At 58.9% G+C, this 25,526-nt stretch carries 23 protein-coding genes; 6 read left to right on the top strand and 17 right to left on the bottom strand.

Annotated features, from left to right (window positions below):
• The first annotated feature begins 25 nt into the window (after positions 1 to 25).
• Positions 26 to 1,276 (top strand): formyl-CoA transferase, encoded by a 1,251-nt coding sequence (gene frc / locus AC3CHX_RS08095; protein WP_488643533.1) that lies wholly within the window; start codon positions 26 to 28, stop codon positions 1,274 to 1,276.
• 156 nt (positions 1,277 to 1,432) lie between these two features.
• Positions 1,433 to 2,572: an ABC transporter substrate-binding protein gene (locus AC3CHX_RS08090; RefSeq protein ID WP_488643532.1), complete on the top strand. Its 1,140-nt coding sequence runs from the start codon at positions 1,433 to 1,435 to the stop codon at positions 2,570 to 2,572.
• A 412-nt stretch (positions 2,573 to 2,984) separates the two neighbouring features.
• On the opposite strand, the gene AC3CHX_RS08085 is transcribed toward AC3CHX_RS08090, so the two are convergent.
• The 14 genes from AC3CHX_RS08085 to AC3CHX_RS08020 all read right to left on the bottom strand — a co-directional run bounded on the left by AC3CHX_RS08085 (position 2,985) and on the right by AC3CHX_RS08020 (position 19,993).
• Positions 2,985 to 4,289, bottom strand: a complete 1,305-nt coding sequence (locus tag AC3CHX_RS08085; RefSeq protein WP_488643531.1) for a D-amino acid dehydrogenase — start codon at positions 4,287 to 4,289, stop codon at positions 2,985 to 2,987.
• Between the two features lie 164 nt (positions 4,290 to 4,453).
• Positions 4,454 to 5,872, bottom strand: a complete 1,419-nt coding sequence (pyk, locus tag AC3CHX_RS08080; protein WP_488643530.1) for a pyruvate kinase — start codon at positions 5,870 to 5,872, stop codon at positions 4,454 to 4,456.
• A 93-nt stretch (positions 5,873 to 5,965) separates the two neighbouring features.
• Entirely contained in the window at positions 5,966 to 7,528 is a 1,563-nt protein-coding gene (locus AC3CHX_RS08075) for a porin (protein WP_488643529.1), read from the bottom strand.
• 188 nt (positions 7,529 to 7,716) lie between these two features.
• On the bottom strand, positions 7,717 to 8,832 hold the full coding sequence (gene moaA / locus AC3CHX_RS08070) for a GTP 3',8-cyclase MoaA (protein ID WP_488643528.1): 1,116 nt from the start codon (positions 8,830 to 8,832) through the stop codon (positions 7,717 to 7,719).
• 1 nt (position 8,833) lies between these two features.
• On the bottom strand, positions 8,834 to 9,058 hold the full coding sequence (locus AC3CHX_RS08065) for a formate dehydrogenase subunit delta (protein WP_488643527.1): 225 nt from the start codon (positions 9,056 to 9,058) through the stop codon (positions 8,834 to 8,836).
• Between the two features lie 33 nt (positions 9,059 to 9,091).
• Positions 9,092 to 11,965, bottom strand: coding sequence for a formate dehydrogenase subunit alpha (gene fdhF, locus AC3CHX_RS08060; protein WP_488643526.1), 2,874 nt, complete (start codon positions 11,963 to 11,965; stop codon positions 9,092 to 9,094).
• A gap of 34 nt (positions 11,966 to 11,999) precedes the next feature.
• A complete protein-coding gene (locus tag AC3CHX_RS08055; RefSeq protein ID WP_488643525.1) occupies positions 12,000 to 13,553 on the bottom strand; it encodes a formate dehydrogenase beta subunit in 1,554 nt (517 codons plus the stop codon).
• Entirely contained in the window at positions 13,550 to 14,029 is a 480-nt protein-coding gene (locus AC3CHX_RS08050; protein WP_488643524.1) for a formate dehydrogenase subunit gamma, read from the bottom strand. Before AC3CHX_RS08050 ends, AC3CHX_RS08055 begins: the two co-directional genes overlap by 4 nt.
• A gap of 13 nt (positions 14,030 to 14,042) precedes the next feature.
• Positions 14,043 to 15,053 carry a 2-dehydropantoate 2-reductase gene (locus AC3CHX_RS08045; RefSeq protein ID WP_488643523.1) on the bottom strand — a complete coding sequence of 337 codons (1,011 nt, stop codon included), beginning with the start codon at positions 15,051 to 15,053 and terminating at the stop codon, positions 14,043 to 14,045.
• Between the two features lie 22 nt (positions 15,054 to 15,075).
• The gene (locus AC3CHX_RS08040) at positions 15,076 to 15,843 is read right to left on the bottom strand and encodes a fumarylacetoacetate hydrolase family protein (protein ID WP_488643522.1); all 768 of its coding nucleotides are present in this window, start codon (positions 15,841 to 15,843) and stop codon (positions 15,076 to 15,078) included.
• Positions 15,844 to 15,897: 54 nt separating this feature from the next.
• Positions 15,898 to 16,773 (bottom strand): succinate--CoA ligase subunit alpha, encoded by an 876-nt coding sequence (gene sucD / locus AC3CHX_RS08035; protein WP_488643521.1) that lies wholly within the window; start codon positions 16,771 to 16,773, stop codon positions 15,898 to 15,900.
• Between the two features lie 4 nt (positions 16,774 to 16,777).
• Positions 16,778 to 17,944 (bottom strand): ADP-forming succinate--CoA ligase subunit beta, encoded by a 1,167-nt coding sequence (gene sucC / locus AC3CHX_RS08030; protein ID WP_488643520.1) that lies wholly within the window; start codon positions 17,942 to 17,944, stop codon positions 16,778 to 16,780.
• 137 nt (positions 17,945 to 18,081) lie between these two features.
• Positions 18,082 to 19,455, bottom strand: a complete 1,374-nt coding sequence (gene oxlT, locus AC3CHX_RS08025) for an oxalate/formate MFS antiporter (protein ID WP_488643519.1) — start codon at positions 19,453 to 19,455, stop codon at positions 18,082 to 18,084.
• A gap of 202 nt (positions 19,456 to 19,657) precedes the next feature.
• On the bottom strand, positions 19,658 to 19,993 hold the full coding sequence (locus AC3CHX_RS08020; RefSeq protein ID WP_488643518.1) for an HAD family hydrolase: 336 nt from the start codon (positions 19,991 to 19,993) through the stop codon (positions 19,658 to 19,660).
• Positions 19,994 to 20,165: 172 nt separating this feature from the next.
• Between AC3CHX_RS08020 and AC3CHX_RS08015 the strand changes: the two genes are divergently transcribed.
• The 4 genes from AC3CHX_RS08015 (at position 20,166) to AC3CHX_RS08000 (ending at position 22,277) form a co-directional block, all read left to right on the top strand.
• Positions 20,166 to 20,474 (top strand): hypothetical protein, encoded by a 309-nt coding sequence (locus tag AC3CHX_RS08015; protein WP_488643517.1) that lies wholly within the window; start codon positions 20,166 to 20,168, stop codon positions 20,472 to 20,474.
• Positions 20,475 to 20,486: 12 nt separating this feature from the next.
• On the top strand, positions 20,487 to 21,557 hold the full coding sequence (gene leuB / locus AC3CHX_RS08010) for a 3-isopropylmalate dehydrogenase (protein WP_488643516.1): 1,071 nt from the start codon (positions 20,487 to 20,489) through the stop codon (positions 21,555 to 21,557).
• Between the two features lie 127 nt (positions 21,558 to 21,684).
• Positions 21,685 to 21,963 (top strand): ribbon-helix-helix domain-containing protein, encoded by a 279-nt coding sequence (locus AC3CHX_RS08005; protein ID WP_488643515.1) that lies wholly within the window; start codon positions 21,685 to 21,687, stop codon positions 21,961 to 21,963.
• Positions 21,963 to 22,277 carry a type II toxin-antitoxin system RelE/ParE family toxin gene (locus tag AC3CHX_RS08000; protein WP_488643514.1) on the top strand — a complete coding sequence of 105 codons (315 nt, stop codon included), beginning with the start codon at positions 21,963 to 21,965 and terminating at the stop codon, positions 22,275 to 22,277. The genes AC3CHX_RS08005 and AC3CHX_RS08000 overlap by 1 nt, the downstream gene beginning before the upstream one ends.
• Positions 22,278 to 22,308: 31 nt before the next feature.
• On the opposite strand, the gene AC3CHX_RS07995 is transcribed toward AC3CHX_RS08000, so the two are convergent.
• Genes AC3CHX_RS07995 through AC3CHX_RS07985 form a run of 3 tightly spaced genes read right to left on the bottom strand, consistent with a single transcriptional unit; the run spans position 22,309 to position 25,456 of the window.
• On the bottom strand, positions 22,309 to 23,118 hold the full coding sequence (locus tag AC3CHX_RS07995) for an enoyl-CoA hydratase/isomerase family protein (RefSeq protein WP_488643513.1): 810 nt from the start codon (positions 23,116 to 23,118) through the stop codon (positions 22,309 to 22,311).
• Positions 23,115 to 24,671, bottom strand: a complete 1,557-nt coding sequence (locus AC3CHX_RS07990; protein WP_488643512.1) for a 3-hydroxyacyl-CoA dehydrogenase — start codon at positions 24,669 to 24,671, stop codon at positions 23,115 to 23,117. Before AC3CHX_RS07990 ends, AC3CHX_RS07995 begins: the two co-directional genes overlap by 4 nt.
• Entirely contained in the window at positions 24,656 to 25,456 is an 801-nt protein-coding gene (locus AC3CHX_RS07985; protein WP_488643511.1) for an enoyl-CoA hydratase-related protein, read from the bottom strand. Before AC3CHX_RS07985 ends, AC3CHX_RS07990 begins: the two co-directional genes overlap by 16 nt.
• Positions 25,457 to 25,526: the final 70 nt, after the last annotated feature.

Here is a 25,526-nt window from a genome sequence, read left to right as displayed (position 1 = left end):
AACGTCATAAAGGAAATTATCCATCATGAGCAAGCCACTAGACGGAATCAAGATTATCGATTTCACCCACGTGCAAGCCGGCCCCGCCTGCACCCAGCTGCTGGCCTGGTTCGGCGCCGACGTCATCAAGGTCGAACGCCCCGGCTCGGGCGACGTCACGCGCAGTCAGTTGCGTGACATTCCGGATGTCGATGCGCTGTATTTCACGATGTTGAACAGCAATAAAAAATCGCTGACGCTGGACACCAAGAAGCCCGAGGGCAAGGAAGTCCTGGAAAAGCTGATCAAGGAATCCGACGTCCTGGTCGAGAACTTCGGGCCGGGCGCATTGGACCGCATGGGCTTCACCTGGGAACGCATCAACGCACTCAATCCGAAGATGATCGTCGCCTCGGTCAAGGGTTTTAGCGACGGCCACCATTACGAAGACCTGAAGGTCTACGAAAACGTCGCGCAATGCGCCGGCGGCGCGGCGTCCACCACCGGTTTCTGGGATGGTCCGCCGACGGTAAGTGCCGCCGCGCTCGGCGACACCAATACCGGCATGCACCTGGCGATCGGCATTCTGACGGCCTTGATCGGCCGGGAAAAAACCGGCAAGGGCCAGAAGGTGGCGGTCTCGATGCAGGACAGCGTCCTGAACCTGTGCCGCGTCAAGTTGCGCGACCAGCAACGGCTGGACCGGATCGGTTACCTGGAGGAGTATCCGCAATATCCGCATGGCAAATTCACCGACGTCGTGCCGCGCGGCGGGAATGCCGGCGGCGGCGGCCAGCCGGGCTGGGTGCTCAAGTGCAAGGGCTGGGAAACCGATCCGAACGCGTATATCTATTTCACCATCCAGGGCCATGCCTGGGCGCCGATCTGCAAGGCGCTGGGAAAGGAAGAATGGATCGAGGACAAGGCCTACAACACGGCGGCGGCGCGGCAGGACAAGATCTTCGATATCTTTGCGGTGATCGAACGCTGGCTCAAGGATAAAACCAAGTTCGAAGCGGTGGATATCTTGCGCAAATTCGACATTCCCTGCTCGCCGGTGATGTCGATGAAGGAAATCGCCGCCGATCCGTCGCTGCGCGCCAGCGGGACCATTACCGAGGTCGATCACAAGGCCCGCGGCAAATACCTGACCGTCGGCAGCCCGATCAAGTTCTCGGATACCACGGTCGAAATCACCGGCTCGCCATTGCTGGGCGAGCATACCGACGAAGTGCTGGCGAGCCTGGGCTACAATCCGGAGCAGGTGGCCGCTTTGCATTTGGCACAGGCGGTTTAAGACACCGGTCTTGTATCGGCGGCGTTCGGGGGCCTGCACGGGCTTCTGAACGTCGCGATTGCCGCGCCTGTCTGCATCTCATTCCGCTCCTCATTCCGTGCGCAGTGAGCGACGCTCAAATTGCACTTCAATCAGTCTCCTTTGCGGAAAAAATCGATGAATATGCGCTGGAAAAGACGGATAACCGCAGGCCTGGCGGCAAGTATTGCGATGACGGCCTTTGCCGAAGATGGCATCACCGAGGATAGTATTCTGATCGGTCAGACCGTGGGGCTGAGCGGGACGGTTGCCAGCGCCGTCAAAGAAATGAACGAAGGCGCACGTGCCTATATTGCCGGCGTCAACCGGCAGGGCGGGGTCAATGGCCGCAAGATTGTATTGCGCATTGTCGACGACAAGTTCCTGCCTGCCCTGGCTGCAGCCAATGCGGAAAAACTCATTTCGCAAGACCATGTGTTCGCGTTATTCCAGAGCCGGGGCACACCGCAAACCGAGGCCATCCTGCCGCTACTGGAAAAGCACCAGATACCACTCGTCGCACCGAGCACAGGTGCAGAAATATTCCATACGCCCGTCAACCCCTGGCTGTTCAATGTACGCGCCAAATATCAGGATGAAGTGTTCAAGGCCATCGAGCACTTCACTACCGTCGGCATCACGAAGATCGGCTTGCTGACGTATGACAAAGAGGATCCCCTGGGCCAGGACGGACTGGCCGGATTTAACAAAGGCATGGCGGCGCGTCAATTGACGCCGGCCATCGTCGCGCTGTTTCCACGGCTGAAGCCGGACATGAAAGCCACTGCCGCCAGGCTGATCGCAGCCAGGCCCGCGGCACTGATCATCGTCAGTTCCGGCCAGAACACGGTTGAAATAATCAAGGAGCTGCGGGCGCAAGGCGGCAGCATGCAGATCATGACGCTGTCGAATAATTCGTCGCAAGAATTCGTCAGGGATCTGGGTCCGGCAGCGACTGGCATCCTCGTGACACAGGTCACGCCCGCCCCCCAACTGGTGTCCAGTGTCCTGGGCCGGGAGTTCAAGGCCGCGGCACAAGGAAACGCTGCCACCGTGTCGTATGCGGCGATGGAGGGCTTCGTGTCCGCCAAGGTGCTGGTGGAAGGCCTGCGCCGTGCCGGCCGCCATCTGACCCGCGAAAATTTCGTGCATGCGCTGGAATCGATGAAGCACGCCGATCTGGGCGGATTGACGGTCAACTATGGGCCGCGCAACCATAGCGGCAGCCAGTTCGTGGAAATCACGATGCTTGGCAAAGCCGGCAGTTTTGTGCGCTGAGTTTTTTCTTACTCCATTTATCCGCACCACCAAGGGATCATGACGCAATTTCACCGCACGCATACGTCGCACCAGGGCTCCGTACTGGTGCTGTCCGGTGTAGATATTGAGGTCGTACTTCGCTGTGACGACGATTGCGTGTCGTTCGAATATTCTCTTGCTGAAATCGACTGCAAAAAAATGCAGGCTGCGGGATACCGGAAAATCGGAAGGACGGTTGGATCATTTTCGAACCAACTGTTTTGCGTTGAAACCTGGTGTAAAAGCCCAATGCTGTTCCGTTAATGCACAAGGAAAACCGTTCGTGCTGAGTAGCCCTTCAGGGCGTAGCCAAGCAAGCACACATACGTCGGTGCGCCTTCGATACGCCGCTACGCGGCTACTCAGTCCGAACGGATAGTTGAAATTTTTCTTAATTTTGCACGGAAACGTCAACCAACCGATCCGCCCGATGCGGCATTCGGGTAAATGCAAAGTCGACCTCCGGCGTCCGGCCCGAGACGATATCGGCAATCGCCCGGCCCGAGCCGCAACCCATGGTCCAGCCCAGCGTGCCATGGCCGGTGTTCAGAAACAGATTGCTGAACCTGGTCGCACCGATGTAAGGCACGTTGGACGGGGTCAATGGCCGCAGGCCGGCCCAGAAAACCGGATTGCCGTAGTCGCACGCCTGCGGAAACAGTTCGCGCGTGCGGCGGGTGATGATGTCGCAGCGCGTGGCGTTCAGTTCGCGCGTATAGCCGTTGAACTCACAGGTTCCCGCCACGCGCAGGCGATCGCCCAGGCGCGACATCACCAGCTTGTAGGCGTCGTCGGTCAGGGATACCGATGGTGCGGCGTCCCGATCTGTAACGCGGAAAGTGGCCGAATAGCCTTTGCCTGGATAGATCATCAGGTCGATGCCCAAGGGCTTGAGCAGCGCCACCGAAAAACTCCCCAGCGCCACCACGAACGCATCGGCGCGCAGCACCTGGTGGCGTCCTTCCGCGTCAATGATTTCGACGCCGCTGATCTTCGCCGATGCACCGGCGCTCAGCAAGCGTGTGATGGTAGTGTTGAAGCGGAAATCGACGCCCGCTTCCGCGGCCTTGGCAGCCAATCCCGTCGTGAATTTGTAGATGTCGCCGGATTCGTCGGTGGCAGTGAAATCGCCGCCGACAATTCTGGCGCGGCTATCGGCTAGCGCCGGTTCGATTTTGACGACTTCATCGGCGCTGATCGATTCGCGCTGACAGCCGAGATCGCGCATGAATCTGGCGGCCGGCAGGGACGCGTCGAAATCCTTCTGATCGGTATAAAAATGCAGAATGCCGCGCGTCAGGCAATCGTATTCGATACCGGTTTCGGCCCGTAGCGCTTGCAGCGTTTGCCGGCTGTATTCCGCGATGGCGACGATCTGGCGAATATTGCTTGCGGTACGTGCGGGCGTGCATTCGCGCAGAAAATTCAGCCCCCACTTCCACTGCAGCCATTCGGGACGGAAGCGGTACAGCAAAGGTGCATCTTCCTGGCCCAGCCATTTGAATATCTTCATCGGTGCGGAAGGATTGGCCCACGGCACCGCATGCGAGACGGAAATCTGGCAACCGTTGGCAAAGCTGGTTTCCTGCGCCGCACCGGGCTGGCGTTCGATGACACTGACATCATGCCCGGCCTTGCGCAAGAACCAGGCCGAAGCGGTGCCGACTATGCCGGCTCCCAATACGATGATTTTCATAAGCTAGTGTCTTGAGTTGTTAATTCGTTCAAGAATTAAATAGGTCGAAATCGACGCGAGACAAGGAACATAGCACAGCAAGGCTGCAGCCTTGCGCGCATTTGTGACGCCTTATCCTTATTGTCGGGCGATTTTTGCCCTATTTATTAACGAATTAGTAAGGCTCAGGCCGCGATTTCCGCAATCCGTAACAGGTTGGTGCTGCCCGGTTGGCCGAACGGCATGCCGGCGGTGATGGCGATCTGGTCGCCGACGCGCGCAAATCCCTCTTCACGCGCCACACGGGAGGCGGTTTCCACCATGTCATCCACGTTGCGTACATTGGCACTGACCGTGGAATGGACGCCCCATACCAGGGCCAGACGCCGTGCCGTGGCCAGGTTCGGCGTGATGCTCAGAATCGGCGCCGTAGGCCTCTCGCGGGCTGCGCGCAGGCTGGTATGTCCGGAAGTGGTGTACGTCACGGTTGCCGCTGCGCCGATGATGTTGGTGACATTGCGCAAGGCTGAGCAGATCGCATCGCCGCGCGTCGGCATCGGCAATTCGTGCTGCGCATCGATCAGGTTGCGATACAGCGGATCCTGCTCTACTTCGATAATGATGCGATCCATCATCGAGACCGCCGCTACCGGATAGCTGCCGCTGGCGGATTCAGCCGACAACATGACGGCGTCGGCGCCGTCGTAGATCGCACCGGCCACGTCGGATGCCTCGGCCCGTGTCGGCGTCGGGGCGGTTATCATCGATTCGAGCATTTGGGTGGCGACGATACTCGGTTTGCCGTGCTGACGGCAAGCCCGCAGGATGCGCCTTTGCGCGCCCGGCACGCGCTCCGGCGGCAGCTCGACGCCAAGATCGCCGCGCGCCACCATGACCGCATCCGACAGACGTACAATTTCTTCCAGTTGATCGAGTGCCTGCGGCTTTTCCAGCTTGGTCATCAGGCTGGCGCGGCCGCCGACCAGTTCACGCGCCTCCAGCAAATCTTCGGGACGCTGCACGAACGACAAGGCCACCCACTCGACTCCCAAGGACAAGGCGAAGGCCAGATCGCGCCGGTCTTTCTCCGTCAGCACCGGAATCGGCAACACCGCGTCGGGCACGTTGACACCCTTGCGATCGGACAGCGCTCCGCCGGTGATCACGCGGGTGCGAATCCGCTGTCCGTCGCTGGCCAGCACTTGCAGGCGCAGCTTGCCGTCGTCCAGCAACAGCGACTGCCCGGGCGCGATGGCGTCGAACAGCTCCGGATGCGGCAGGCACACGCGCCGCACCGTGCCGGGCGACGGATCGCGGTCGAGCACGAATTCGTCCCCCGCCGTCAGCATGATTTTACTGACGGCAAAGGCACCGATGCGCAACTTGGGTCCCTGCAGGTCCGCCAGGATTGCGATCGGGCGGCCAAGTTTGCGCTCCACCGCACGCACGATTTCATGACGGGCCTGGTGGTCCGCGTGCGAACCGTGACTGAAATTAAAACGGAACACATCGGCTCCGGCTTCAAACAAGGCCTGGATCGTCTCGGCGCTGGAACTTGCCGGACCGAGGGTGGCGATTATTTTGGCGTTACGTTGGCGTCGCATATTGAACTTCCTGTTAATCGAATGATGAGAAGGCACACAATGAAATATGGCCCGGATAGCGTTGCTGTCCGGGCCACGCGGGACAGGAAACAATCAGAATATGTACTTCATACCCACGCTGACGCCTTGCAATCTGCCGCCGGCCCAGCAATGCGGTCCATTCCCGTTCGGATCGAAACCGGTAGTGTCGGGATTCGACGCATCGTGGCAATCGGTAGTGACGCCCCGGCCGCCGGCACCCAAATCGTAGTGTGCATCGGCGCCGTTAACTGTCATCGCATAATCTGCATAGATGCTGAACTGCTTGTCCACCTGGTGTTTCCAGGCCAGCGTGTACATGTTGGCGGCATTATTGGGATTGGCGCCGCCGTCGGTGTTATGCGTGCCAGGATCGCCAGGCGATTTATACGCATGGGCCCAGCCGAAATGCAGACTGTCTTTGTCCGACAGTGCCTGGCTTACTGCAAGCCAGGTACCCTTCCGAGTGCGCTCGTTTTGAAAATCCAGGTAGCCGGGCACATTCCGTTTCATGCTTTCATAAATGGCGCTGATCGTTGTCCCGGTCGGGAATGCGTATTGGATGCCGATCTTTGCGGCGCTCTCGTTCGCTATGTCGTTCGGGTCAAATGTTCCAAGGTCACTGGTACGGTTGACCTTCTTGTGCAGCTCATAAGCGGTGGTCAAATACAGACCGCCGTTGCGATATCCGGCACTGGCACTGTAAAGGGATCCAAACGAGCCGTCGCTACAGGCGACCGGCGTTCCGCCACTGCCGGGAATATTGCCCCCGGTGCAATCCGCCTCGCCGGCGGCCAGATTGCTATTGTCGCTGGCGCGGTTTTGCCCCGGAGAAATCAGGGCGCTCAGGGTAACGCCATGCCAGTTGGGCGATTCGTACCATAGCGCATGATCCACGCGCGTTCCGAATTCGACGCGGTTGTCGCCGCCGGTATTGCCCATGATGACCGCGTAATCGCCGAGCATCCCCGAGAACGGATTCATGGACGCGGTGGACGTCTTGTAAGGCGCATCGGTCTTGCCGACTTTTAGCGCGCCCCAAGTCGGCGAGGCCAGGCCGATAAAGCTGTTGCGGGAAGTCAGGCCGCCCTTGACGACATTGCTGGTATTGCTATTGCTGCCATTCGTACCGGACGCTGCCGATATATCGATTTGCGTTTCAAGCTGATACACAAATTTGGCAGGAAAACCGCCCAGAGACTGGAAGCCGCGCACCCCCACATACGCAAGGTTGGTTGAAATTGCCGGCATCCAGCCATTGTTACCCGCCGGTGTAGAGCCATCCGGCGCCACCTTGTGACCGATACCCTTGGTGGTGTCATCCACCGACATATCGAGATTGCCGTACAGCGAAACTTCACCGCCGCGCGTGAGGAATGTGATGCCGTCGCCCGGTTTGCGTTCGAGAAATGCGTGATTCTCGGCAACGACAGGTGCGGCTTGCGCTTGCGGCTGCGCCTTTTGTTGCGCAGACACCTGATTCAGGTCCGCTCTGAGCATCTCCAGCTGCTTTTGCAGGGTCTCGATCTGCTGCGTCAACTGCTGATTGGTGGATTGCGCGCCCGCAGAACCTGCAAAGCCCGCACTGCTTGCGCCGATGATGAAAGCGCATGCTCTCGTCACTGTCTTCTTACTCATTTTTTCTCGTCTCCTGCATTTCCTGATGATTTTTGTAAAGTACCCATGATGTTGAATTACGGCTGCGATCGTACAACTCAGTTTATTTTTCTCAAGGCATAAGTTACTGCAAGCACTTGTCCAAAGCGTTGCTCGCGGCGAGGGAATTATTCAGGTTCTTGACCGCGATCAATTTATGCGGCGGGTGCTCAACCGCCGATATACGACATCTCGACTTTCCTGACGCCGGCTTCCGGTTCCGTGGTGTGAATTGTGCGTAAAGCCGAATACCGGTCTGTACGGGCACGCCACAGATGGGCAATGACGGTGGAAATTTCTTCATCGCTGCGGCCTGCGCGCATCAGTGCGCGCACATCATGGCCGCCGCTTGCGAACAGGCAGGTATACAGCTTGCCTTCCGTTGACAGGCGTGCGCGGGTGCACGCATGGCAGAACGCTTGCGACACGCTGGAGACCACACCGATTTCTCCTGCGCCGTCCCGATAGCGCCAGCGTTCTGCGGTCTCTGCCGCGTCATTTTTCTCGATTTTTTCAAGCGGCATGACCGCGCTGATGCGGCGCACTACTTCAGCCGACGGCAGCACTTCCTGCATGCGCCAGCCATTGGATGACCCGACATCCATGTATTCGATAAAGCGCAGTATGCAAGGCGAGTTTTTAAAGTGGCGCGCCATCGGAACGATTTCCTGATCGTTCATGCCGCGTTTCACGACCATGTTGATTTTGATCGGGCCGAGGCCGGCGCGATGGGCGGCATCGATCCCGCCCAGCACTTGCGCCACCGGAAAATCGACATCGTTCATGCGCTGGAAGGTGGCGTCATCGAGCGCATCGAGCGACACGGTGACGCGTTTCAATCCGGCGTCTTTTAACGCCTGGGCCATTTTTCCCAGCAACGCGCCGTTGGTGGTCAAGGTCAGGTCCAGGCCACGGCCGTCTGGCGTTTTCAATGCGCTGAGCGCCGCAATCAATTGTTCGATGTGCCGGCGCAGCAACGGCTCGCCCCCGGTCAGCCGGATTTTTTCCACGCCATGCGCAACAGCGATTCTTGCAATCCGCAGCACCTCCTCGAAAGACAGCAGCGAGCTGCGTGGCAGAAATGCATAGGCGCTGTCGAAAACCTCTTTCGGCATGCAGTACACGCAGCGGAAATTACAACGGTCGGTGACCGAAATACGCAAATCCCGCAGCGGACGCGCAAGTGCATCGGCAAGCAAGCCGGCAGGCGCTTCGAGTTGCGACGGAACACGCGGCACCTGGTTCAGGTAGCGCTGATCCGCCAGCAGGATGACTTTTCCGCTCATCTTAGAGAATCGATGCTCTGTGCATCTGCACCGCGTCCAGAACAATGACCTTGAGTTCCACCCCGCCGTGTTCGTCAACGTATTGCAGCAGGGAGCGCCGCATCCTCGGCTCCCAGAACGATTTCAGGTGCCCGGCAATATCCTTCAAGGCCTGTTGCCGGTCAGGCATGGTTTCGAAAAACCCACCGATCTGATTCACCATCGTGATGAGGCTATCCGCATTCATTGCTGCATCCTTTTTTCAATTTGCATCGGGCATTTACTTCGCGGAAACCGTGAGCTGCTGCGCATCTCCGCTTCGCTCGGGGTGCAACAGCTTCAACTGCTGATCCGAAAAGCGGCTGTATTTCTTTTGCCATTCCGACGGTTGCGTGACCGGCATCACCTGCACCGCAGTGACCTTGTATTCCGGGCAGTTGGTGGCCCAATCGGAATTGTTGGTCGTGATCACGTTGGCGCCGGATTCGGGGAAGTGGAACGTCGTGTACACCACGCCCGGTTGCACCCGGTCGGTGATGGTCGCGCGCAACACCGTTTGCCCGGCGCGCGATTCAATGCCGACCCAGTCGTCCTGCCTGATGCCGCGTTCTTCCGCGTCGTGCGGATGGACTTCCAGACGGTCTTCGCTGTGCCACTGGTTGTTGTCGGTGCGCCGCGTCTGGGCGCCGACGTTGTACTGCGACAGGATCCGTCCGGTGGTCAGGATCAGCGGAAACTTGCGGGTGACTTTTTCAGCGCTGGCGAAGAACTGGGTATTGATGAACTTGCCCTTGCCGCGCACGAATTCACCGATATGCATGGTTGGCGTACCGTCCGGCGCGTCGTCGTTGCACGGCCATTGAATGCTGCCGAGCTGGTCGATTTTTTTATAGCTGACGCCACGGAAAGTCGGCGTCAGTGCGGCGATTTCGGCCATGATTTCGGACGGGTGCTTGTAGTGCATCGGATAGCCCAGCGCGTTCGACAATGCGACCGTTACTTCCCAATCCGACTTGCCGGCTTTTGGCGGCATGACTTTGCGCACCCGGGAAATGCGGCGTTCCGCATTGGTGAAGGTGCCGTCCTTTTCGAGGAACGATGAACCCGGCAGGAAGACATGGGCGTACTTGGCGGTTTCGTTCAGGAACAGGTCCTGCACCACGATACATTCCATCGCGGCCAGCGCGGCGGTGACATGCTGGGTGTTCGGATCGGACTGGACAATGTCTTCGCCTTCGCAATACAGGCCCATGAAGGTGCCGTCGAGCGCCGCGTCGAACATGTTGGGGATGCGCAGACCCGGTTCCGGATCCAGCGTACATTGCCAGGCCTGTTCAAATTCCGTGCGCACGGTAGTGTCGGAAATATGCCGATAGCCGGGCAATTCATGCGGGAAGGAACCCATGTCGCAGGCACCTTGCACATTGTTCTGACCGCGCAACGGATTGACGCCGACGCCTTCGCGCCCGACGTTCCCGGTTGCCATGGCCAGATTGGCGATTCCCATCACCATGGTCGAGCCTTGCGAATGCTCGGTCACCCCCAGGCCATAGTAAATCGCGCCGTTGTCGCCGGCAGCGAACAGGCGGGCTGCGCCGCGCAGTTCTGCCGCGGGCACGCCGCTGATGGCCTCGGTTGCTTCCGGCGAATTGTCGGGTTGCAGCACGAATTGCTGCCAATCCTTGAACGACTGTTCCTCGCAGCGTTCAGCGATGAATGCAGCGTCGAACAAGCCTTCGCTCATGATCACATGCGCGAGCGCGGTGATGACGGCGACGTTGGTGCCCGGCATCAGTTTCAAATGGTAATCGGCCTGGACATGCGGCGACTTGACCATTTCGGTGGTGCGCGGATCGATCACGATCAGCTTCGCGCCCTGGCGCAGGCGGCGTTTCATTTGCGATGCAAAAACCGGGTGTGCCGCAGCAGGATTGGCGCCGATGATCATGATGACATCGGCTTTCATCACGGAATCGAAGGTCTGGGTGCCGGCCGATTCGCCCAGCGTCTGCTTCAAGCCATAACCGGTGGGTGAGTGGCAGACGCGGGCGCAGGTGTCCACATTGTTATTTCCAAACGCGGCGCGCACCAGTTTCTGGACCAGATAGGTTTCTTCGTTAGTGCAGCGTGACGAAGTGATGCCGCCGATCGAATCCTTGCCATGCTTGGCCTGGATGCGACGGAATTCGGACGCTGCGTAATTCACCGCTTCGTCCCACGACACTTCCTGCCATGGATCGGTGATGTTCTTGCGGATCATCGGCTTCAGCATGCGGTCCTGGTGGGTCGCGTAGCCCCACGCAAAACGGCCCTTGACGCAGGAGTGGCCATGGTTGGCGTGACCATCCTTGTTCGGCACCATGCGCACCACTTCATTACCTTTCATCTCGGCCTTGAACGAGCAGCCAACGCCGCAATACGCGCAGGTCGTGATCTTGCTGTGTTCGGCCTGGCCCATCATGATGACCGTCTTTTCGGTCAGCGTGGCGGTCGGGCAGGCATCGACGCAGGCACCGCAGGAGACACATTCCGATTCCATGAAAGGCTGATCCTGGCCGGCCGAGACGCGCGACTCGAAACCGCGCCCGGATATCGTCAGCGCGAACGTGCCCTGGGTTTCTTCGCAAGCGCGCACACAACGGTTACAGACAATGCACTTGGAGGCGTCATAGGTGAAATACGGGTTGGATTCGTCTTTTTCCATCTTCAGATGGTTTTTTCCGTCGTAGCCGTAGCGTACCTCGCGCAAGCCGACCACGCCTGCCATGTCCTGCAATTCGCAGTTGCCGTTGGTCGGGCAGGTCAGGCAATCGAGCGGATGGTCGGAGATGTACAGCTCCATCATGCCTTTGCGGATGTCGGCCAGTTTCGGCGTCTGGGTCTTGACCTTCATGCCGGGCTCGCACGGCGTCGTGCAGGACGCGGGATAGCCCTTGCGGCCTTCGATTTCGACCAAGCACAAACGGCAGGAGCCGAACGGCTCCAGGCTATCGGTCGCGCATAGCTTGGGCACATTCACGCCCGCCTCAACCGCTGCGCGCATCACCGAGGTGCCAGCCGCTACCTTGACTTCCACGCCATCGATTTCGATCGTGACGGTTGTCTCTGAAACACGCTGTGGTGTTCCGAAATCCAGTTCATTGAGCTGATTCACACGCATTCCTTTGCTCGTACTCGTAAATGTTGGTTTAGGCAGCTTTTTGCGCAGTGTCGCCGCCGAAATCTTCCGGGAAATGATTTAACGCAGACAACACCGGGAACGGCGTCATGCCGCCCATCGCGCACAGCGAACCGGTCAGCATCAGGTCGCACAAATCGCGCAGCAAGTGAATTTGCTGCGGACGGTTCTGATTGGCGACGATCTTGTCGACCGCTTCGACCCCGCGCGTCGAACCGATGCGGCACGGCGTACATTTGCCGCAGGATTCCACGGCGCAGAATTCCATCGCGTAGCGCGCCTGCCTGGCCATATCGACGCTGTCGTCAAACACGACGATGCCGCCATGGCCGACCGCCGCGCCGATGGCGACGAATGATTCATAATCCATTGGCGTGTCGAACTGCGCATCGGGCAGATAGGCGCCCAGCGGACCGCCCACCTGCACCGCGCGCATCGGACGGCCATTGGCGGTGCCGCCGCCGAAATCGACCAGCAGCTCGCGCAAGGTCAGGCCGAAGGCCTTTTCCACCAGGCCGCCGTGACGGATATTCCCGGCCAGCTGGAACGGCAGCGTGCCGCGCGAACGGCCCATGCCGTAATTCTGGTAAAAGGCCGCGCCGCGCGCCATGATGAGCGGCACCGCTGCCAGCGAAATCACATTGTTGATCACGGTAGGCTTGCCGAACAGCCCTTCGATGGCCGGCAACGGCGGTTTGGCGCGCACGATGCCGCGCTTGCCTTCCAGGCTTTCCAGCAAGGCCGTTTCCTCGCCGCAGACATACGCGCCTGCCGCCTTGCGTACCTCAAGCTGAAAGGCCTGGCCGGAGCCGAGAATGTCGGCGCCGAGGTAGCCATGCCGGTAGGCAATCGCAATCGCGTCGTTCAATACCGCGATCGCATGCGGGTATTCCGAGCGCACATAGATGTACCCTTGGGTAGCACCGACCGCGATGCCTGCAATGGTCATGCCCTCGATCAGCATGAACGGATCGTCTTCCATCACCATCCGGTCGGAAAATGTGCCTGAATCGCCTTCATCGGCGTTGCAAACCACGTATTTTTGCGCTGCCTGCGCGCCGAGCACGGTTTTCCACTTGATGCCGGTCGGGAATGCGGCGCCGCCGCGCCCGCGCAGTCCGGAGTCCAGCACTTCCTGCACCACCTGCGGCGCGGTCATGCCGATTGCGCGCTGCAGACCGACATAGCCTTCATGCGCCAGGTAGTCGTCCAGCGACAACGGATCGGTAATCCCGATGCGCGCGAAAGTCAGACGCTCCTGATTTTTCAGAAAGGGAATTTCATCGGTCACGCCCAGCGCCAGCGGATGGGCAGCGCCGCTCGCCAACCCGGCGTCGAACAGGCCTGCGACATCCTCCGGCGCAACCGGCCCATAGCCGATGCGCCCGCGCTCGGTCGCCACCTCGACCAATGGTTCCAGCCAGAACATGCCGCGTGAGCCGTTGCGCACAATGCGAATGTCGATGCCGCGCGCCTGCGCTTCGCGTGCGATGGCGGCAGCGACGTCGTTCGCGCCTAATGCGAGCGCCGTCGAATCGCGCGGAACATAAATGGTAGCGCTCATCGGGCACCTCGTTTCGCGTCCAGCAGGCGGTTGAACTTGTCGGAGGAAACGCGTGCATGCAGATCGTCGCCAATCATGACCGCCGGGCCGCATGCGCATTGGCCCAGGCAATACACCGGTTCAAGGCTGAATGCGCCATCCCCGCTAGTTTCGTGAAAGTCGCAGGCAAGCGCCGCTTTTGCATGCGCCGCCAAGGCGTCCCCGCCCATCGCCTGGCAAGCTTCCGCACGGCAAATCTGGACCACATGCCGGCCCGGCGGCGTTTGCCGGAAATGGTGGTAATACGTAATCACGCCATGCACCTCTGCGCGAGAGACGTTGAGTTCCTGCGCGATCAGCGGCACCACCTCCGACGGGATATAGCCGACCGCTCCCTGGATCCCGTGCAGAATCGGCAGCATCGCGCCGGGCATCGCCTTGCGCTGCGCGATGATGGCCTCGACGGCACGCATGTCGAAAGTTATTTGCGTGTTCATATGACTTATCCCTTCAGGCAACTTTCCGCATCCGCACGTAGCCGGTTTCGTCAAGAATCGACTTGCCCAGCATCTTTACCAGCGAGTAGACCGTGTCGATATGCGGCGTCGGCGTGTCGGTCAGGCGCCCGAGTTCGACCACCGATCCCACCAGCGCATCGATCTCGACCGCCCGTCCCGCCTCGATATCCTGCAGCATCGAGGTTTTGTGCTTCCCGACTTTTTCGGCGCCGGCAATGCGCTTTTCCAGGGTCACGCGGAACTCTATGCCGAGCTTGTTGGCAACTGCTTGCGCTTCGCGCATCATGTTGGCGGCAAGCTCACGCGACAGCGGATACTGGCAAATATCGAGCAAGGTCGAATGGGTTAACGCGCTGATGGGATTGAAGCTCAGATTGCCCCACAGCTTGAGCCAGATTTCGGCGCGAATATTCTCCAGCACCGGCGCCTTGAATCCGGCATTGGCGAAACATTCGGAGACGCGCGTGACACGTGCGCTGACAGACCCATCCAGTTCACCCACCGGGAAGCGGTCGCCCTCGACATGTCTCACCACGCCCGGAGCGATCAGCTCGGAGGCCGGATAGACGACGCAGCCGATGACGCGCTGCGCTGGGATTTTTTCACTGATGAGCCCGCTCGGATCGACGCTGCGAACGCAACTTCCCGCCAGTGCCGCCCCGTGCTTGTGGAAGTACCAATAAGGTATGCCGTTTTGCATCGTCACCACCACGGTATCCGGCCCGAACAGCTTGGGGACGTCATTGGCGACCGCTTCAACCTGATGCGCCTTCATCGCCAGGATCACCATATCCTGCGGCCCGGCTTCGTCATAGTCGTTGGTCGCCTTGACGTTGCGCGCAACGTGCTCGGCACCATCGGCCATGATCAGCTTCATGCCATTCCTGCGAATGGCTTCCAGGTTTGCGCCGCGCACCATGAACGTTACCTGCTCGCCCGCCAGGGCCAGTTTGACGCCCACATAGCCGCCGATCGCACCGGCACCTACAATCGCAATTTTCATATGCTTGTTCCTCTCTGCAAAGCTATTCGAAACGGTTGCTGAGCTTGCCGATGCCGGCAATGTCGATCTCGACAGTACTGCCCGGCTTCATTGAACCGACACCGACCGAAGTGCCGCATAGAATGATGTCGCCCGGCTGCAAACTCATATCCTGGGAAATCAGGCTGACCAGTTGCGCCACTGAAAACAGCATGTCGCTGATCGGGTAGTCTTGCCGCACTTCGCCGTTGAGCGTGGTCTTCACGACCAGGGTGCGCGGGTCCAGACCGGTGGCCACCACAGGTCCGAACGGGCAAAAAGTATCGAAGCCCTTGGCCCGTACCCATTGCGCAAACGACGGGTCGCGATTCAATATGTCGGCGACCGTTACGTCGTTGGCGCAGGTGTACCCGAATACATGGTTCATGGCCTCGGCTTCCGTCACCGATTTACATAACTTGCCGATGACGATGCCCAGTTCTCCTTCGAAGACGACCTTGCCGCCGCACGCCGGGTTCCGAATCGTCTCTTCGGGATTCAGATAGGAATTCGGCGCCTTGATCAGATACAGGGGTTCGGCCGGGGTCGCCAGATTCAGCTTTTGCCCAAGCGCGCGGAAGTTGTTCCACATCGCGATGATTTTGCCTGGCTGAGTCGGCATGAGCAGCTTGACGTCGCGCAGTTCCAGCAGCCGTTCCGACGGCACAGGATTGGCGAACATATCGCCCTCGCATACCCGAATCCGGTCGCCTTCGAGCAGGCCAAATTGGATCGCATCAGCGTGAAAAAATCGAACCCAGCGTTGTATCATTTGATTACCTTTTTTTAAAAATCATGCTTCCATCCGCGATGGCGTAATAAGGCGTTACAGCACCGACTTCAGCAACTTGCCCATTTCCGCCGGATTGCGGGTGATCCTGATCCCGCACGCCTCCATCACCGCCAGCTTTTCCTGCGCTGTTCCCTTGCCGCCGGAAATAATCGCGCCCGCGTGTCCCATGCGCTTTCCGGCAGGTGCCGTAACACCGGCAATAAACCCGACCACCGGCTTCTGCATGTTGTCCTTGATCCAGCGGGCGCAGGTCTCCTCGGCATCGCCGCCGATCTCACCCACCATGATCACCGCATCGGTGTCCGGATCGTCATTGAACATGCGCAGCACGTCGATATGCTTGAGCCCGCTCACCGGATCGCCGCCGATGCCGACCACCGTCGATTGACCCAGACCGAACTCCGCCAACTGGCCTGCGGCTTCATACGTCAGCGTCCCGGAACGCGACACCACGCCGATACGGCCCTTCTTGTGAATGTGGCCGGGCATGATGCCGATCTTGCATTCATCCGGCGTAATCAAGCCCGGGCAGTTCGGGCCGAGCAAGATCGTTTTTTTCCCCGCCATCCGGTTACGCGTGCGGATCATGTCGCGCACGGGAATGCCTTCCGTGATGCAGATCACCAGATCGAGGCCGGCGTCGACCGCTTCATCGATGGCGGCGGCGGCAAAAGGCGGCGGAACGTAGATCACCGAAACGGTGGCGCCGGTCCGTTCGCGGGCTTCCAGCACCGACTCGTAAATCGGAATGCCGTCGAATTCGCCGCCGGCTTTTTTAGGATTCACGCCGGCGACAAAGCAATTCTTGCCGTTTGCATACTCGCGCGACATGCGCGTATGGAACTGGCCGGTCTTGCCGGTCATTCCCTGCGTCATTACTCTGGTATTTTTGTTGATCAGGATAGACATCGACTTATTTCCCCCGTGCCGCGCTAACGGCTTTTTCAGCCGCCTCGGCCATGTTGTTTGCAGCGATGATCGGCAGTCCCGATTCCGCCAGTATTTTCTTGCCGAGGTCTTCGTTGGTGCCTTTCATGCGCACTACAAGGGGCACGTTCAGGTCCACCTGACGCACAGCCGCCACCACGCCGGCGGCGATCACATCGCACTGCATGATGCCGCCGAAAATATTCACCAGGATCGCCTGCAGATTTGGATTCTTCAGCATCAGCTTGAACGCCTCCGTGACCTTTTCGGTGGTCGCGCCGCCGCCTACGTCGAGGAAGTTGGCGGGCGATCCGCCATACAGCTTGATGGCATCCATGGTTGCCATCGCCAGGCCGGCGCCATTCACCAGGCAACCGATATTGCCGTCGAGCGAGATATAGGTAAGATCGAATTTCGATGCTTCTATTTCCGCCGGATCTTCTTCATCCAGATCGCGCAGCGCGACGATCTGCGGCTGGCGATACAGCGCATTCGCATCGAAATTGAATTTCGCATCCAGCGCCATCACACGATCGTCGCCCGTGACAATCAAGGGATTGATCTCGGCCAGCGAGGCGTCGCATGCATCGAAGGCCTGATACAGGCTGTGCATGAAGGCACGGGCTTGCAGGATGGATTTTTCCGGGATCCCGATCTTGCGGGCGATGTCGTCCGCTTCACTGTCTTTCAGGCCGGTGACCGGATCGATGAAGACTTTATGGATTTTTTCCGGTGTGTGCTCGGCGACTTCTTCGATGTCCATGCCGCCTTCGCTCGACGCCATCAAGGCGACCCGCTGGCTGGCGCGATCCACCACCATGCCGACATACAGTTCGCGCTGGATGTCAGCGCCCTCTTCGACCAGCAGGCGCTTCACCAGCCGCCCCTCAGGGCCGGTCTGATGCGTGACCAGCGTCATGCCCAGAATGTTCGCGGCATGCTCGCGCACCTCGTCGATGGATTGCGCCAGCTTGACGCCGCCGCCTTTGCCGCGGCCTCCGGCATGGATCTGCGCCTTGACGACCCATACTTTGCCGCCCAGTTCTTGCGCGGCCCGGACGGCGTCGTCGGCGGAAAAACATGGAAAGCCGCGCGGCGTCGTCACACCGAACTTGCGCAGTATTTCCTTACCCTGGTATTCATGGATATTCATAGTTATTCTCGTAATTGCGCGCGCTGGAGCGCGCCACTGTGCAGCGCAATGTGCGCCGGTGGAACTACGTCACCGTCACATTGCGCCGGGCCGATTCTTTAAACAAATGCAGCGCCTAAAGAGATCGCCTGATTCACTCAGCCGGTTTTCTTGACTGAAAATTGCACGTCGTCCAGCCTCGCATCAACCTTATGGCTGGGGCTGGCTACCACGCTGCTGCTCTCGCCGGTATTCGCGTTCGCATTCTCAATGAAGCGCTTACGTACCGGGACCAGCACGAATTTCGCTGCGACAGCGGCAGCTATCGTGATTCCGGAAGCCAGAATAAATACCCGGTCCCAGTTGCCGCCTGCCGATAACACGGATGCCAGGGGAACCAGCAAGGAAGCCGTCCCTTTCGCGGTGTACAGCGTGCCAGCGTTACCCGCTGCGAATTTGACGCCAAACGTATCGGCGCAGATCGCAGGGAAAATTGAAAATATCTCACCCCAGAACAGAAAGACCAGTGCGGCAAACGTCATGAAGGCAATCGGATCGTGACCGAACTTCATGAGCCCAAGCATTGAGACCCCTTCACCGAGAAAGACGATGAACATGGTATTTTCACGGCCGATCTTGTCAGAGATAAAACCGCACAGAGGGCGGGTAAAGCCGTTGCAAAGATTGTCGATCGACAAGGTCATGGTCAACAGCGGCAAGGTGAATCCCAATAGCGTGACCGGCAACTTCGCCAGGCCATAATCTTTGGCGATCGGGCCAAGTTGTGCGGTCGCCATCAGGCCACCGGCGGCAACCGCCACGAACATCACATAAATTAACCAGAAGACGGGCGTCTTGAGCATTTTCCCGGTAGGGAAATCGACCTTGGTTGTGACCAGTCTTGGCGCTGCCATCACACCTTTTGGCGCCCTTGGCCGCACCATGAACAGCGCCAGGATAAAAATAAATATGCCCTGGAAGATGCCGAAAAACTGGAACGCTTGCTGATATCCGGAACTCTGGATCATGTTGGCGATGGGAATGACGGTGACTGCCGCTCCGGCCCCGAATCCTGCCGCCGTCAACCCGGCCGCCAGGCCGCGCTTGTCCGGAAACCATTTGAGCGCATTCCCAACGCAGGTGCCATACACACAACCGGCGCCGATACCGGCGATCACGGCAGCCAGGTACAGCTCGGGAAGCGTTGTCGCATGCGCATCGATCACCCAGCCGACGCCAGCGAAGATCGCACCTGCGGCAACGACGGGACGCGGTCCAAACTTATCGACCAGCCAACCCTCTATCGGCACCAGCCACGTTTCGACCAGGATAAAAATGGAGAACGACAACTGGATGGCGGATAGACCCCAATGATTCCTGGCCTCGATGGGACTCACGAACAAGGTCCAGGCATATTGGAGATTGGCCACCAACCCCATGCAGATGATGCCGAAAACAAGCTGGACCCACCGATTACTGAACTTTCTGCTATAGACATCGCTGTCAGTTGCGACTTGACGACGGTAGTTCATAAAGGTTATCTCCTGGATATTTTTTTATAAGGTTTATGTTCACTGTTGGCTGCCTCGGCCTTGTCATTCACTTTCGCAAATCGCAACCGCTTGGGGCATTGTGGGAGAACCGTCCGGCGTTTTCCTTGACTGCGGTCAAGATTCGAAATCTGCGATTATTTAACTTTTGACTACTCGCTGAAACTGCGTTGAGCGCCAATGCTCAGACGCCGACTTCGGCCTTCTGGATTTCCGCCCAATCGACTGCCGGCGCCATTCTTGTACCACTCGTGATCATGGCGTTATAGCAACGCGTCTTGATGGCCTGGATGGCATTCATCAAGAACTCGACATCGTAGGCTTTCAGCAGATGCGGCTGACGCGTTTCGAGATACACCTGAAGGCGGTCCTTCTCTCCGGCACTGTGCTGAAGATCCTGATAAATCTTGGTATCCCAGTGCCACCTGAGCCCAAGTTCGTAAAATGCGGCGTTATAGGCGCCGAGATGAATTTCTTCCGCATTCACTGCGGATTCACTATCGATTGCGGCATCGCACATGGCTACTCTCCTTCACCTTGATCATCATTAACATCGTCTGCATGAACACACAGGCTTGGAACACATCGTAGGAGCGCGGAACGATAAATGACAGTTAAAGTTTTTAATGTAAATGATTACTTATGACGTATACATTGGGCAAAGACGATTTTGTTGGACTGAGAGAATTGTGATGAATGCCGGCTCAGACGAAGGGCATGGATTAGCGATGGCACGACCGCGGTTTTCTGCAATACCGATGCAAGAATTCGCTCAATTCCTTGCGGTTACTGGTATCCATGTTCCCGCATTGGGTATTAGTTCCAATACTAGTATGCCTGCTAGTCTTGTTCCCCTATGGAAGTGTTTCTATGATGCGATACAGCACGGTGCGAAGCGTATGGAAAATGGTTTTCAAGCGCTGATCCGGCGTTCGGTATCAACAGACAAGATGGCGTCATCATGGCTGGCAAAGCGCTTCTTGAACGAAACATTTAACTGAAGGAATGAGAAGATGAAAATCGCAGTATTGCCGGGCGACGGCATTGGTCCCGAGATCGTTTCACAAGCCTTGCGCGTGCTGGAAGTGTTGCGCACAGAAGGCTTGAAGATTGAATTCGAAGAAGCGCCAATCGGCGGCGCTGCTTACGACCGGTATGGCGCGCCATACCCGGAATTCACCCGGAAGATCTGTCGCGCCGCCGATGCCATATTGCTCGGCGCAGTAGGCGGGCCGCAATACGACACACTGGATCGTCCGCTTCGCCCCGAGCGCGGACTGCTCGGCATGCGCAAGGATCTCGGGCTGTTTGCCAACCTTCGTCCGGCGGTATTATTCCCGGAACTGGCCAACGGTTCAACGCTGAAGCCGGAAGTTGTCAGCGGCCTCGACATCATGATCGTTCGCGAGCTGACCGGCGATATCTACTTCGGTCAGCCGCGCGGCATGCGCACGAACGACCACGGCGAGCGCGAAGCACTCAATACCATGATCTACACAGAGTCCGAAATTCGCCGCATTGCGCATGTCGCTTTTGGCATCGCCATGCAGCGCAACAGGAAGAAGCTATGCTCGGTAGACAAAGCAAACGTACTGGAAACGACCGAATTCTGGAAAGAGATTGTCACCGATGTCGCCAAGGAATATCCGGAAGTGCAGCTCAGTCACATGTATATCGACAACGCAGCGATGCAACTGGTGCGCAATCCGAAGCAATTTGACGTGATGGTTACCGGCAACCTGTTTGGCGACATTCTCTCGGACGAGGCGTCGATGCTGACCGGTTCGATCGGCATGCTGGCGTCGGCTTCGGTCAATGCATCCAGGAAAGGCCTGTACGAGCCTGCTCACGGATCGGCGCCCGACATCGCGGGAAGGAATTTGGCCAATCCACTGGCTACCATCCTTTCCGCTGCCATGATGTTGCGCTACACCTTCAACAACGTCGAAGCGGCGAACCGGATTGAAGTTGCAGTCAGGAACGTGCTGGCGCAAGGGTTCCGCACGGCCGACATCTTCGAACAAGGCATGCAAAAGGTGTCGTGTTCCGGCATGGGAGATGAGGTGGTGGCGGCACTCGGCTAAGTAGAAGCGCCGGCGCAGCCGATGTGTAAAGCGTGACTTCTGATCTTTTGTGCTAAACGGTACGAAGCTGGCACAAAAGTCGCGGATATAGTAGGATTAAATCCCACTCAGTTTAACAGAGGTTATCATGCGCACAACGCAGCAATTCAGCATCACCCTGCCCAATGAGATGGCAGACGCTGTTAAAAGCAAGGTCGCACTTGGTGAGTACGCTACCGAAAGCGAAGTGATCCGGGACGGGTTGCGCGCTCTTCTGGCCCGTGACCGCGCCGTGGAAAACTGGCTTCGGGAACAGGTGGGACCAGCCTATGATGCCTTGAAAGCTGACCCGGCGCGGGCTGTCACCGTTGACCAGGTGCGGGCTACGCTCGCCGCCGAACATAAGAAGGCCATCGCAAAAGCCTGATGCGGTACACCGTCATTTTCACGCCGGAAGCGCAAGAACAACTTGCGGCGCTCTATCGACACATAGCCGCCGCCGCATCACCAGAGATTGCGGAGCGCTATACAAGTGCCATCGTCACGCATTGCGAGGGCTTGCAGACATTCCCGCATCGCGGCACCCGCCGCGATGACGTTCGCTCAGGTCTTTGCATAACGCACTACAAAAAACGAACCGTGATCGCTTTCGACGTGGATGCCGAACTGGTGTCCATCATTGGCGTGTTCTACGGCGGCCAGGACTACGAGACTGTTTTGCAGTCCGATCTGGACGACTAAGTGTGCCGGCCTGCGCTCAGCTCAGCGAATTTCATGCAGCACCTTGATTGAAGCGGGGCGCACGCCTTGCTTTGAGCGCAGCAAGTCCTTCGCGCGCATCGGCCTGGCCGAAGCCCATGATCTCGGCATTCAGGGACGCTTCAAAAGCCGGCCAGGCTGCCCGCAACCAGTGATTCAGCGCGCGCTTGGTATGCGCCAGCGCCGACTGGCTGCCAACGGCCAGTTTCTGCGCAATCTGCAATGCCTCGGCTTGCAGTTGCTCCGGATCGACCACGCGACTGACCAGACCGATACGTTCGGCTTCCTCGCCGCTGACCGTTTCACACAGCAGTAAATAATATTTCGCCTTGGCCATGCCGCACAACAGCGGCCAGATAATGGCGGCATGATCTCCTGCGGCCACGCCCAGTTTGGTATGCCCGTCGATTAATTTGGCGCTGCGCGCAGCCACCGAAATATCGGCTAGCAAGGCCACCGCCAATCCGGCGCCAACCGCTGCGCCATTGATGGCGGAGACGATCGGCTTGTCGCAGTCGATCATGCCTTGCACCAGTTCCCGCGCTTCGTGCAACACGCGGCTGCGGGCCTGCTCCGAGTTGAGTATGTCCTCCACCATGGCCAACTCGCCGCCGGCACAAAATGCCTTCCCCTCGCTGCGCACCAGAATGGCTTTTACCTGCGGATGCGCGGCCAGCGCGCGCCAGACGGTCGCCAGCGCGGCATGCCCCTGGGCATCGGTGACCGGCACGCCGTTTTCCGCCTGGAATATTAAGTGGGCGATGCCGTCGGCGTCGAGTTCGACGCGGAAATTCGTGGTGCCAACTGAAATGACGGTGCTCATGCCGGCGTCCTTTCGGTCCAGAAGCGTTGCTGCAGCAATGGACTGATACGGTAGCGTTCGCTGCGGTACGCGGAAAATAAATTGTTGAGCAGAGCGACACTGTAATCGACACCGATCTGCCGCAGCCATTCAAACGGCCCCGCAGGGTAATTGGTACCAAGTTTCATGGCCAGATCGGCCCCTGCTTCATCGCATACGCCCTGATGCACGGCGTCGGCAGCTTCGTTGATCAGCATGGCAACGGTGCGCGCCACCAGAAGGCCCGGCACATCGCGCATTTCGATCGCTTGCAAACCGCAGGCGGCCAACGCAGCCGCCATCGCCGCCCGCTCTTCGACGACTGCGCCGGGCGCAAATGCAATAGCGATCGCATCGCTGCGCTCCGACAGCAGCGGCAGATCGCATACGCCCAGCGCTCTGGTGCCGCGCTCGGCAGAAAGTTGCGCAGCGCTGCGGCCATCGGTGATGTGCAATTCTGCGGCGCCGATACGTAACCCGTCCCAGTTGCTTTCAACACAGCGGGAAAACGCCACCTGTTTGGTGGCAAGCCAATCTGCCAGCCGCAACATTACCGCGCTATTGCCGACAATCTCGATCGCGGCGGCCGGACTGGCGGGCAACGACTCCGGCATAGCGGGCGGCGCAGCTTCATACAAGCCCTTGCCACTTTTACGTCCGAGCCGGCCGCCGTCAAGCAAGGCCTTTTGCACTAGCGACGGCAGGTAACGGCGGTCGCCATAATTGGCATCGAACACCGACACCGTCACTGAATAATTGATGTCATGCCCGATCAGGTCCATCAGTTCACACGGCCCCATGCGGAACCCCGCACTGCGCGCAACCCGGTCCAGTTGCTGCGGCGTAGCCGCCTGCTCCTGCAGCAATGCCAACGCCTCGGCATAAAACGGGCGCGCAATCCGGTTGACGATAAATCCGGGCGTCGATTTTGCATGCACCGGCTGCTTGCCCCAGCGCCGTGCCAGATCGGCGATGGCGGCGGCGGCGCCGACTGCGGTCTCGGCACCGGAAACCACTTCCACCAGCTTCATCAATGGCACCGGATTAAAAAAATGCATGCCGACCACACGATCCGGATATTGCATGCCGTTGGCCAGTGCGGTAATCGATATCGACGACGTATTCGATGCCAGAATCGTGTGGCGACTCACATGCGTTTCCAGTTCGCGCAACAAACGCTGCTTGGCTTCCAGATTCTCGGCAATGACTTCGACCACCAGCGCGGCATCGGCCAGATCGGCCAGTGCATCAACCGGCACAATGCGCAACAGGATTTGTTCGCGTTCCTGTGCGGACATGCGCCCCTTGCCGACCATGCCAGCCAGCGCCGCACCGATATTCTCATGGGCCGCACGTGCTGCATGCGGTCGCACATCCAGCAGCCGCACCGGATGACCGGCGGCTGCGGCGATTTGTGCAATCCCGGCGCCCATGGTGCCGGCGCCGATCACAGCGACAGCTTGCCCGGATGCCGATTCCGGGCTTAACAGCCATTCCGGTTTCATCGTCAGGTGCGCGCTCATTGTTGCACCCATAGTGCCGGACGCCTGGCCAGAAAGGCGGAAAATCCTTCGCGCGCCTCCGGGGTCGAGCGCACCCGTGCAATGGTTTGCGCGGTGAGCTCGCGTACCTCTTCATCGATCTCGCCGATGGCAAGTAGGCTGAACAGGCGCTTGATTTCTCCCAGCGCAACGGGGCCATTGGCCAGCAGTTGAACGATGGTCTTTTCAATCACGGCATCCAGCTGATCGGCTTCCACCACTTCGTGCACCAGGCCGATGTGGGCCGCACGCGCAGCGTCTATCGGTTCTGCCGTCAATGCCATGCGCAACGCATGGCGCTTGCCGACTGCATTGTTCAGATAGGGGCCGATCACGGAAGGCAGAATGCCGAATTTGGCTTCACTGACGGCAAAGCGCGCTTGCGGCACGGCAACCACGATGTCGCAGGCGCAGCACAGGCCGACACCGCCGCCATAGGCGGCACCCTGCACCCGCGCTATAACAGGTTTGCTGCAGGCGTGAATGGTGTGCATCATGTGCGCGAAGCGGCGCGCATCCGCCAGATTGGCTTCCTGCGAATTCTGGCTGGCGCGCTCCATCCAGCGCAGATCGGCGCCGGCGCTGAAGGCCCGGCCTTCGGCGGCCAGCACGACCAGTCGGGTCTCGTGCGCATTGTCCAGTGCGGCGAATACCTCGGTCAACTCGGCGATCATGGTTTCGTCGAAGGCATTCAGGGTTTCCGGGCGGGCCAGGGTCACGTGCGCGACACCGCGTTCGTCGGTGGCTAGTTTGAGGGTCTTGAATTGGGTATTGGTCATTTGATTCCTTGAAAAATGTAGGCTGGGATGCAATCCGGCCAGAGTGCTCCGAGCGACTCGGTCGCCGCGT

This window comes from Glaciimonas sp. OK215, assembly GCF_057787885.1.
Note: the sequence above shows the minus strand (reverse complement) of the source record. Positions and strands in the feature narration are given on the sequence as shown.

What these genes read in the sequence shown, in the direction of transcription:
- AC3CHX_RS07985 (WP_488643511.1), bottom strand. Translation starts at nt 25,456, where the DNA reads ATGACCAATACCCAATTCAAGACCCTCAAACTAGCCACCGACGAACGC.
- AC3CHX_RS07990 (WP_488643512.1), bottom strand. Translation starts at nt 24,671, where the DNA reads ATGGGTGCAACAATGAGCGCGCACCTGACGATGAAACCGGAATGGCTG.
- AC3CHX_RS08090 (WP_488643532.1), top strand. Translation starts at nt 1,433, where the DNA reads ATGAATATGCGCTGGAAAAGACGGATAACCGCAGGCCTGGCGGCAAGT.
- AC3CHX_RS08065 (WP_488643527.1), bottom strand. Translation starts at nt 9,058, where the DNA reads ATGAATGCGGATAGCCTCATCACGATGGTGAATCAGATCGGTGGGTTT.
- sucC (WP_488643520.1), bottom strand. Translation starts at nt 17,944, where the DNA reads ATGAATATCCATGAATACCAGGGTAAGGAAATACTGCGCAAGTTCGGT.
- frc (WP_488643533.1), top strand. Translation starts at nt 26, where the DNA reads ATGAGCAAGCCACTAGACGGAATCAAGATTATCGATTTCACCCACGTG.
- moaA (WP_488643528.1), bottom strand. Translation starts at nt 8,832, where the DNA reads ATGAGCGGAAAAGTCATCCTGCTGGCGGATCAGCGCTACCTGAACCAG.
- AC3CHX_RS08085 (WP_488643531.1), bottom strand. Translation starts at nt 4,289, where the DNA reads ATGAAAATCATCGTATTGGGAGCCGGCATAGTCGGCACCGCTTCGGCC.
- AC3CHX_RS08000 (WP_488643514.1), top strand. Translation starts at nt 21,963, where the DNA reads ATGCGGTACACCGTCATTTTCACGCCGGAAGCGCAAGAACAACTTGCG.
- AC3CHX_RS08050 (WP_488643524.1), bottom strand. Translation starts at nt 14,029, where the DNA reads ATGAACACGCAAATAACTTTCGACATGCGTGCCGTCGAGGCCATCATC.
- AC3CHX_RS08020 (WP_488643518.1), bottom strand. Translation starts at nt 19,993, where the DNA reads ATGTGCGATGCCGCAATCGATAGTGAATCCGCAGTGAATGCGGAAGAA.
- sucD (WP_488643521.1), bottom strand. Translation starts at nt 16,773, where the DNA reads ATGTCTATCCTGATCAACAAAAATACCAGAGTAATGACGCAGGGAATG.
- AC3CHX_RS08040 (WP_488643522.1), bottom strand. Translation starts at nt 15,843, where the DNA reads ATGATACAACGCTGGGTTCGATTTTTTCACGCTGATGCGATCCAATTT.
- oxlT (WP_488643519.1), bottom strand. Translation starts at nt 19,455, where the DNA reads ATGAACTACCGTCGTCAAGTCGCAACTGACAGCGATGTCTATAGCAGA.
- pyk (WP_488643530.1), bottom strand. Translation starts at nt 5,872, where the DNA reads ATGCGACGCCAACGTAACGCCAAAATAATCGCCACCCTCGGTCCGGCA.
- AC3CHX_RS08045 (WP_488643523.1), bottom strand. Translation starts at nt 15,053, where the DNA reads ATGAAAATTGCGATTGTAGGTGCCGGTGCGATCGGCGGCTATGTGGGC.
- leuB (WP_488643516.1), top strand. Translation starts at nt 20,487, where the DNA reads ATGAAAATCGCAGTATTGCCGGGCGACGGCATTGGTCCCGAGATCGTT.
- AC3CHX_RS08055 (WP_488643525.1), bottom strand. Translation starts at nt 13,553, where the DNA reads ATGAGCGCTACCATTTATGTTCCGCGCGATTCGACGGCGCTCGCATTA.
- AC3CHX_RS08075 (WP_488643529.1), bottom strand. Translation starts at nt 7,528, where the DNA reads ATGAGTAAGAAGACAGTGACGAGAGCATGCGCTTTCATCATCGGCGCA.
- AC3CHX_RS08005 (WP_488643515.1), top strand. Translation starts at nt 21,685, where the DNA reads ATGCGCACAACGCAGCAATTCAGCATCACCCTGCCCAATGAGATGGCA.
- AC3CHX_RS07995 (WP_488643513.1), bottom strand. Translation starts at nt 23,118, where the DNA reads ATGAGCACCGTCATTTCAGTTGGCACCACGAATTTCCGCGTCGAACTC.
- AC3CHX_RS08015 (WP_488643517.1), top strand. Translation starts at nt 20,166, where the DNA reads ATGAATGCCGGCTCAGACGAAGGGCATGGATTAGCGATGGCACGACCG.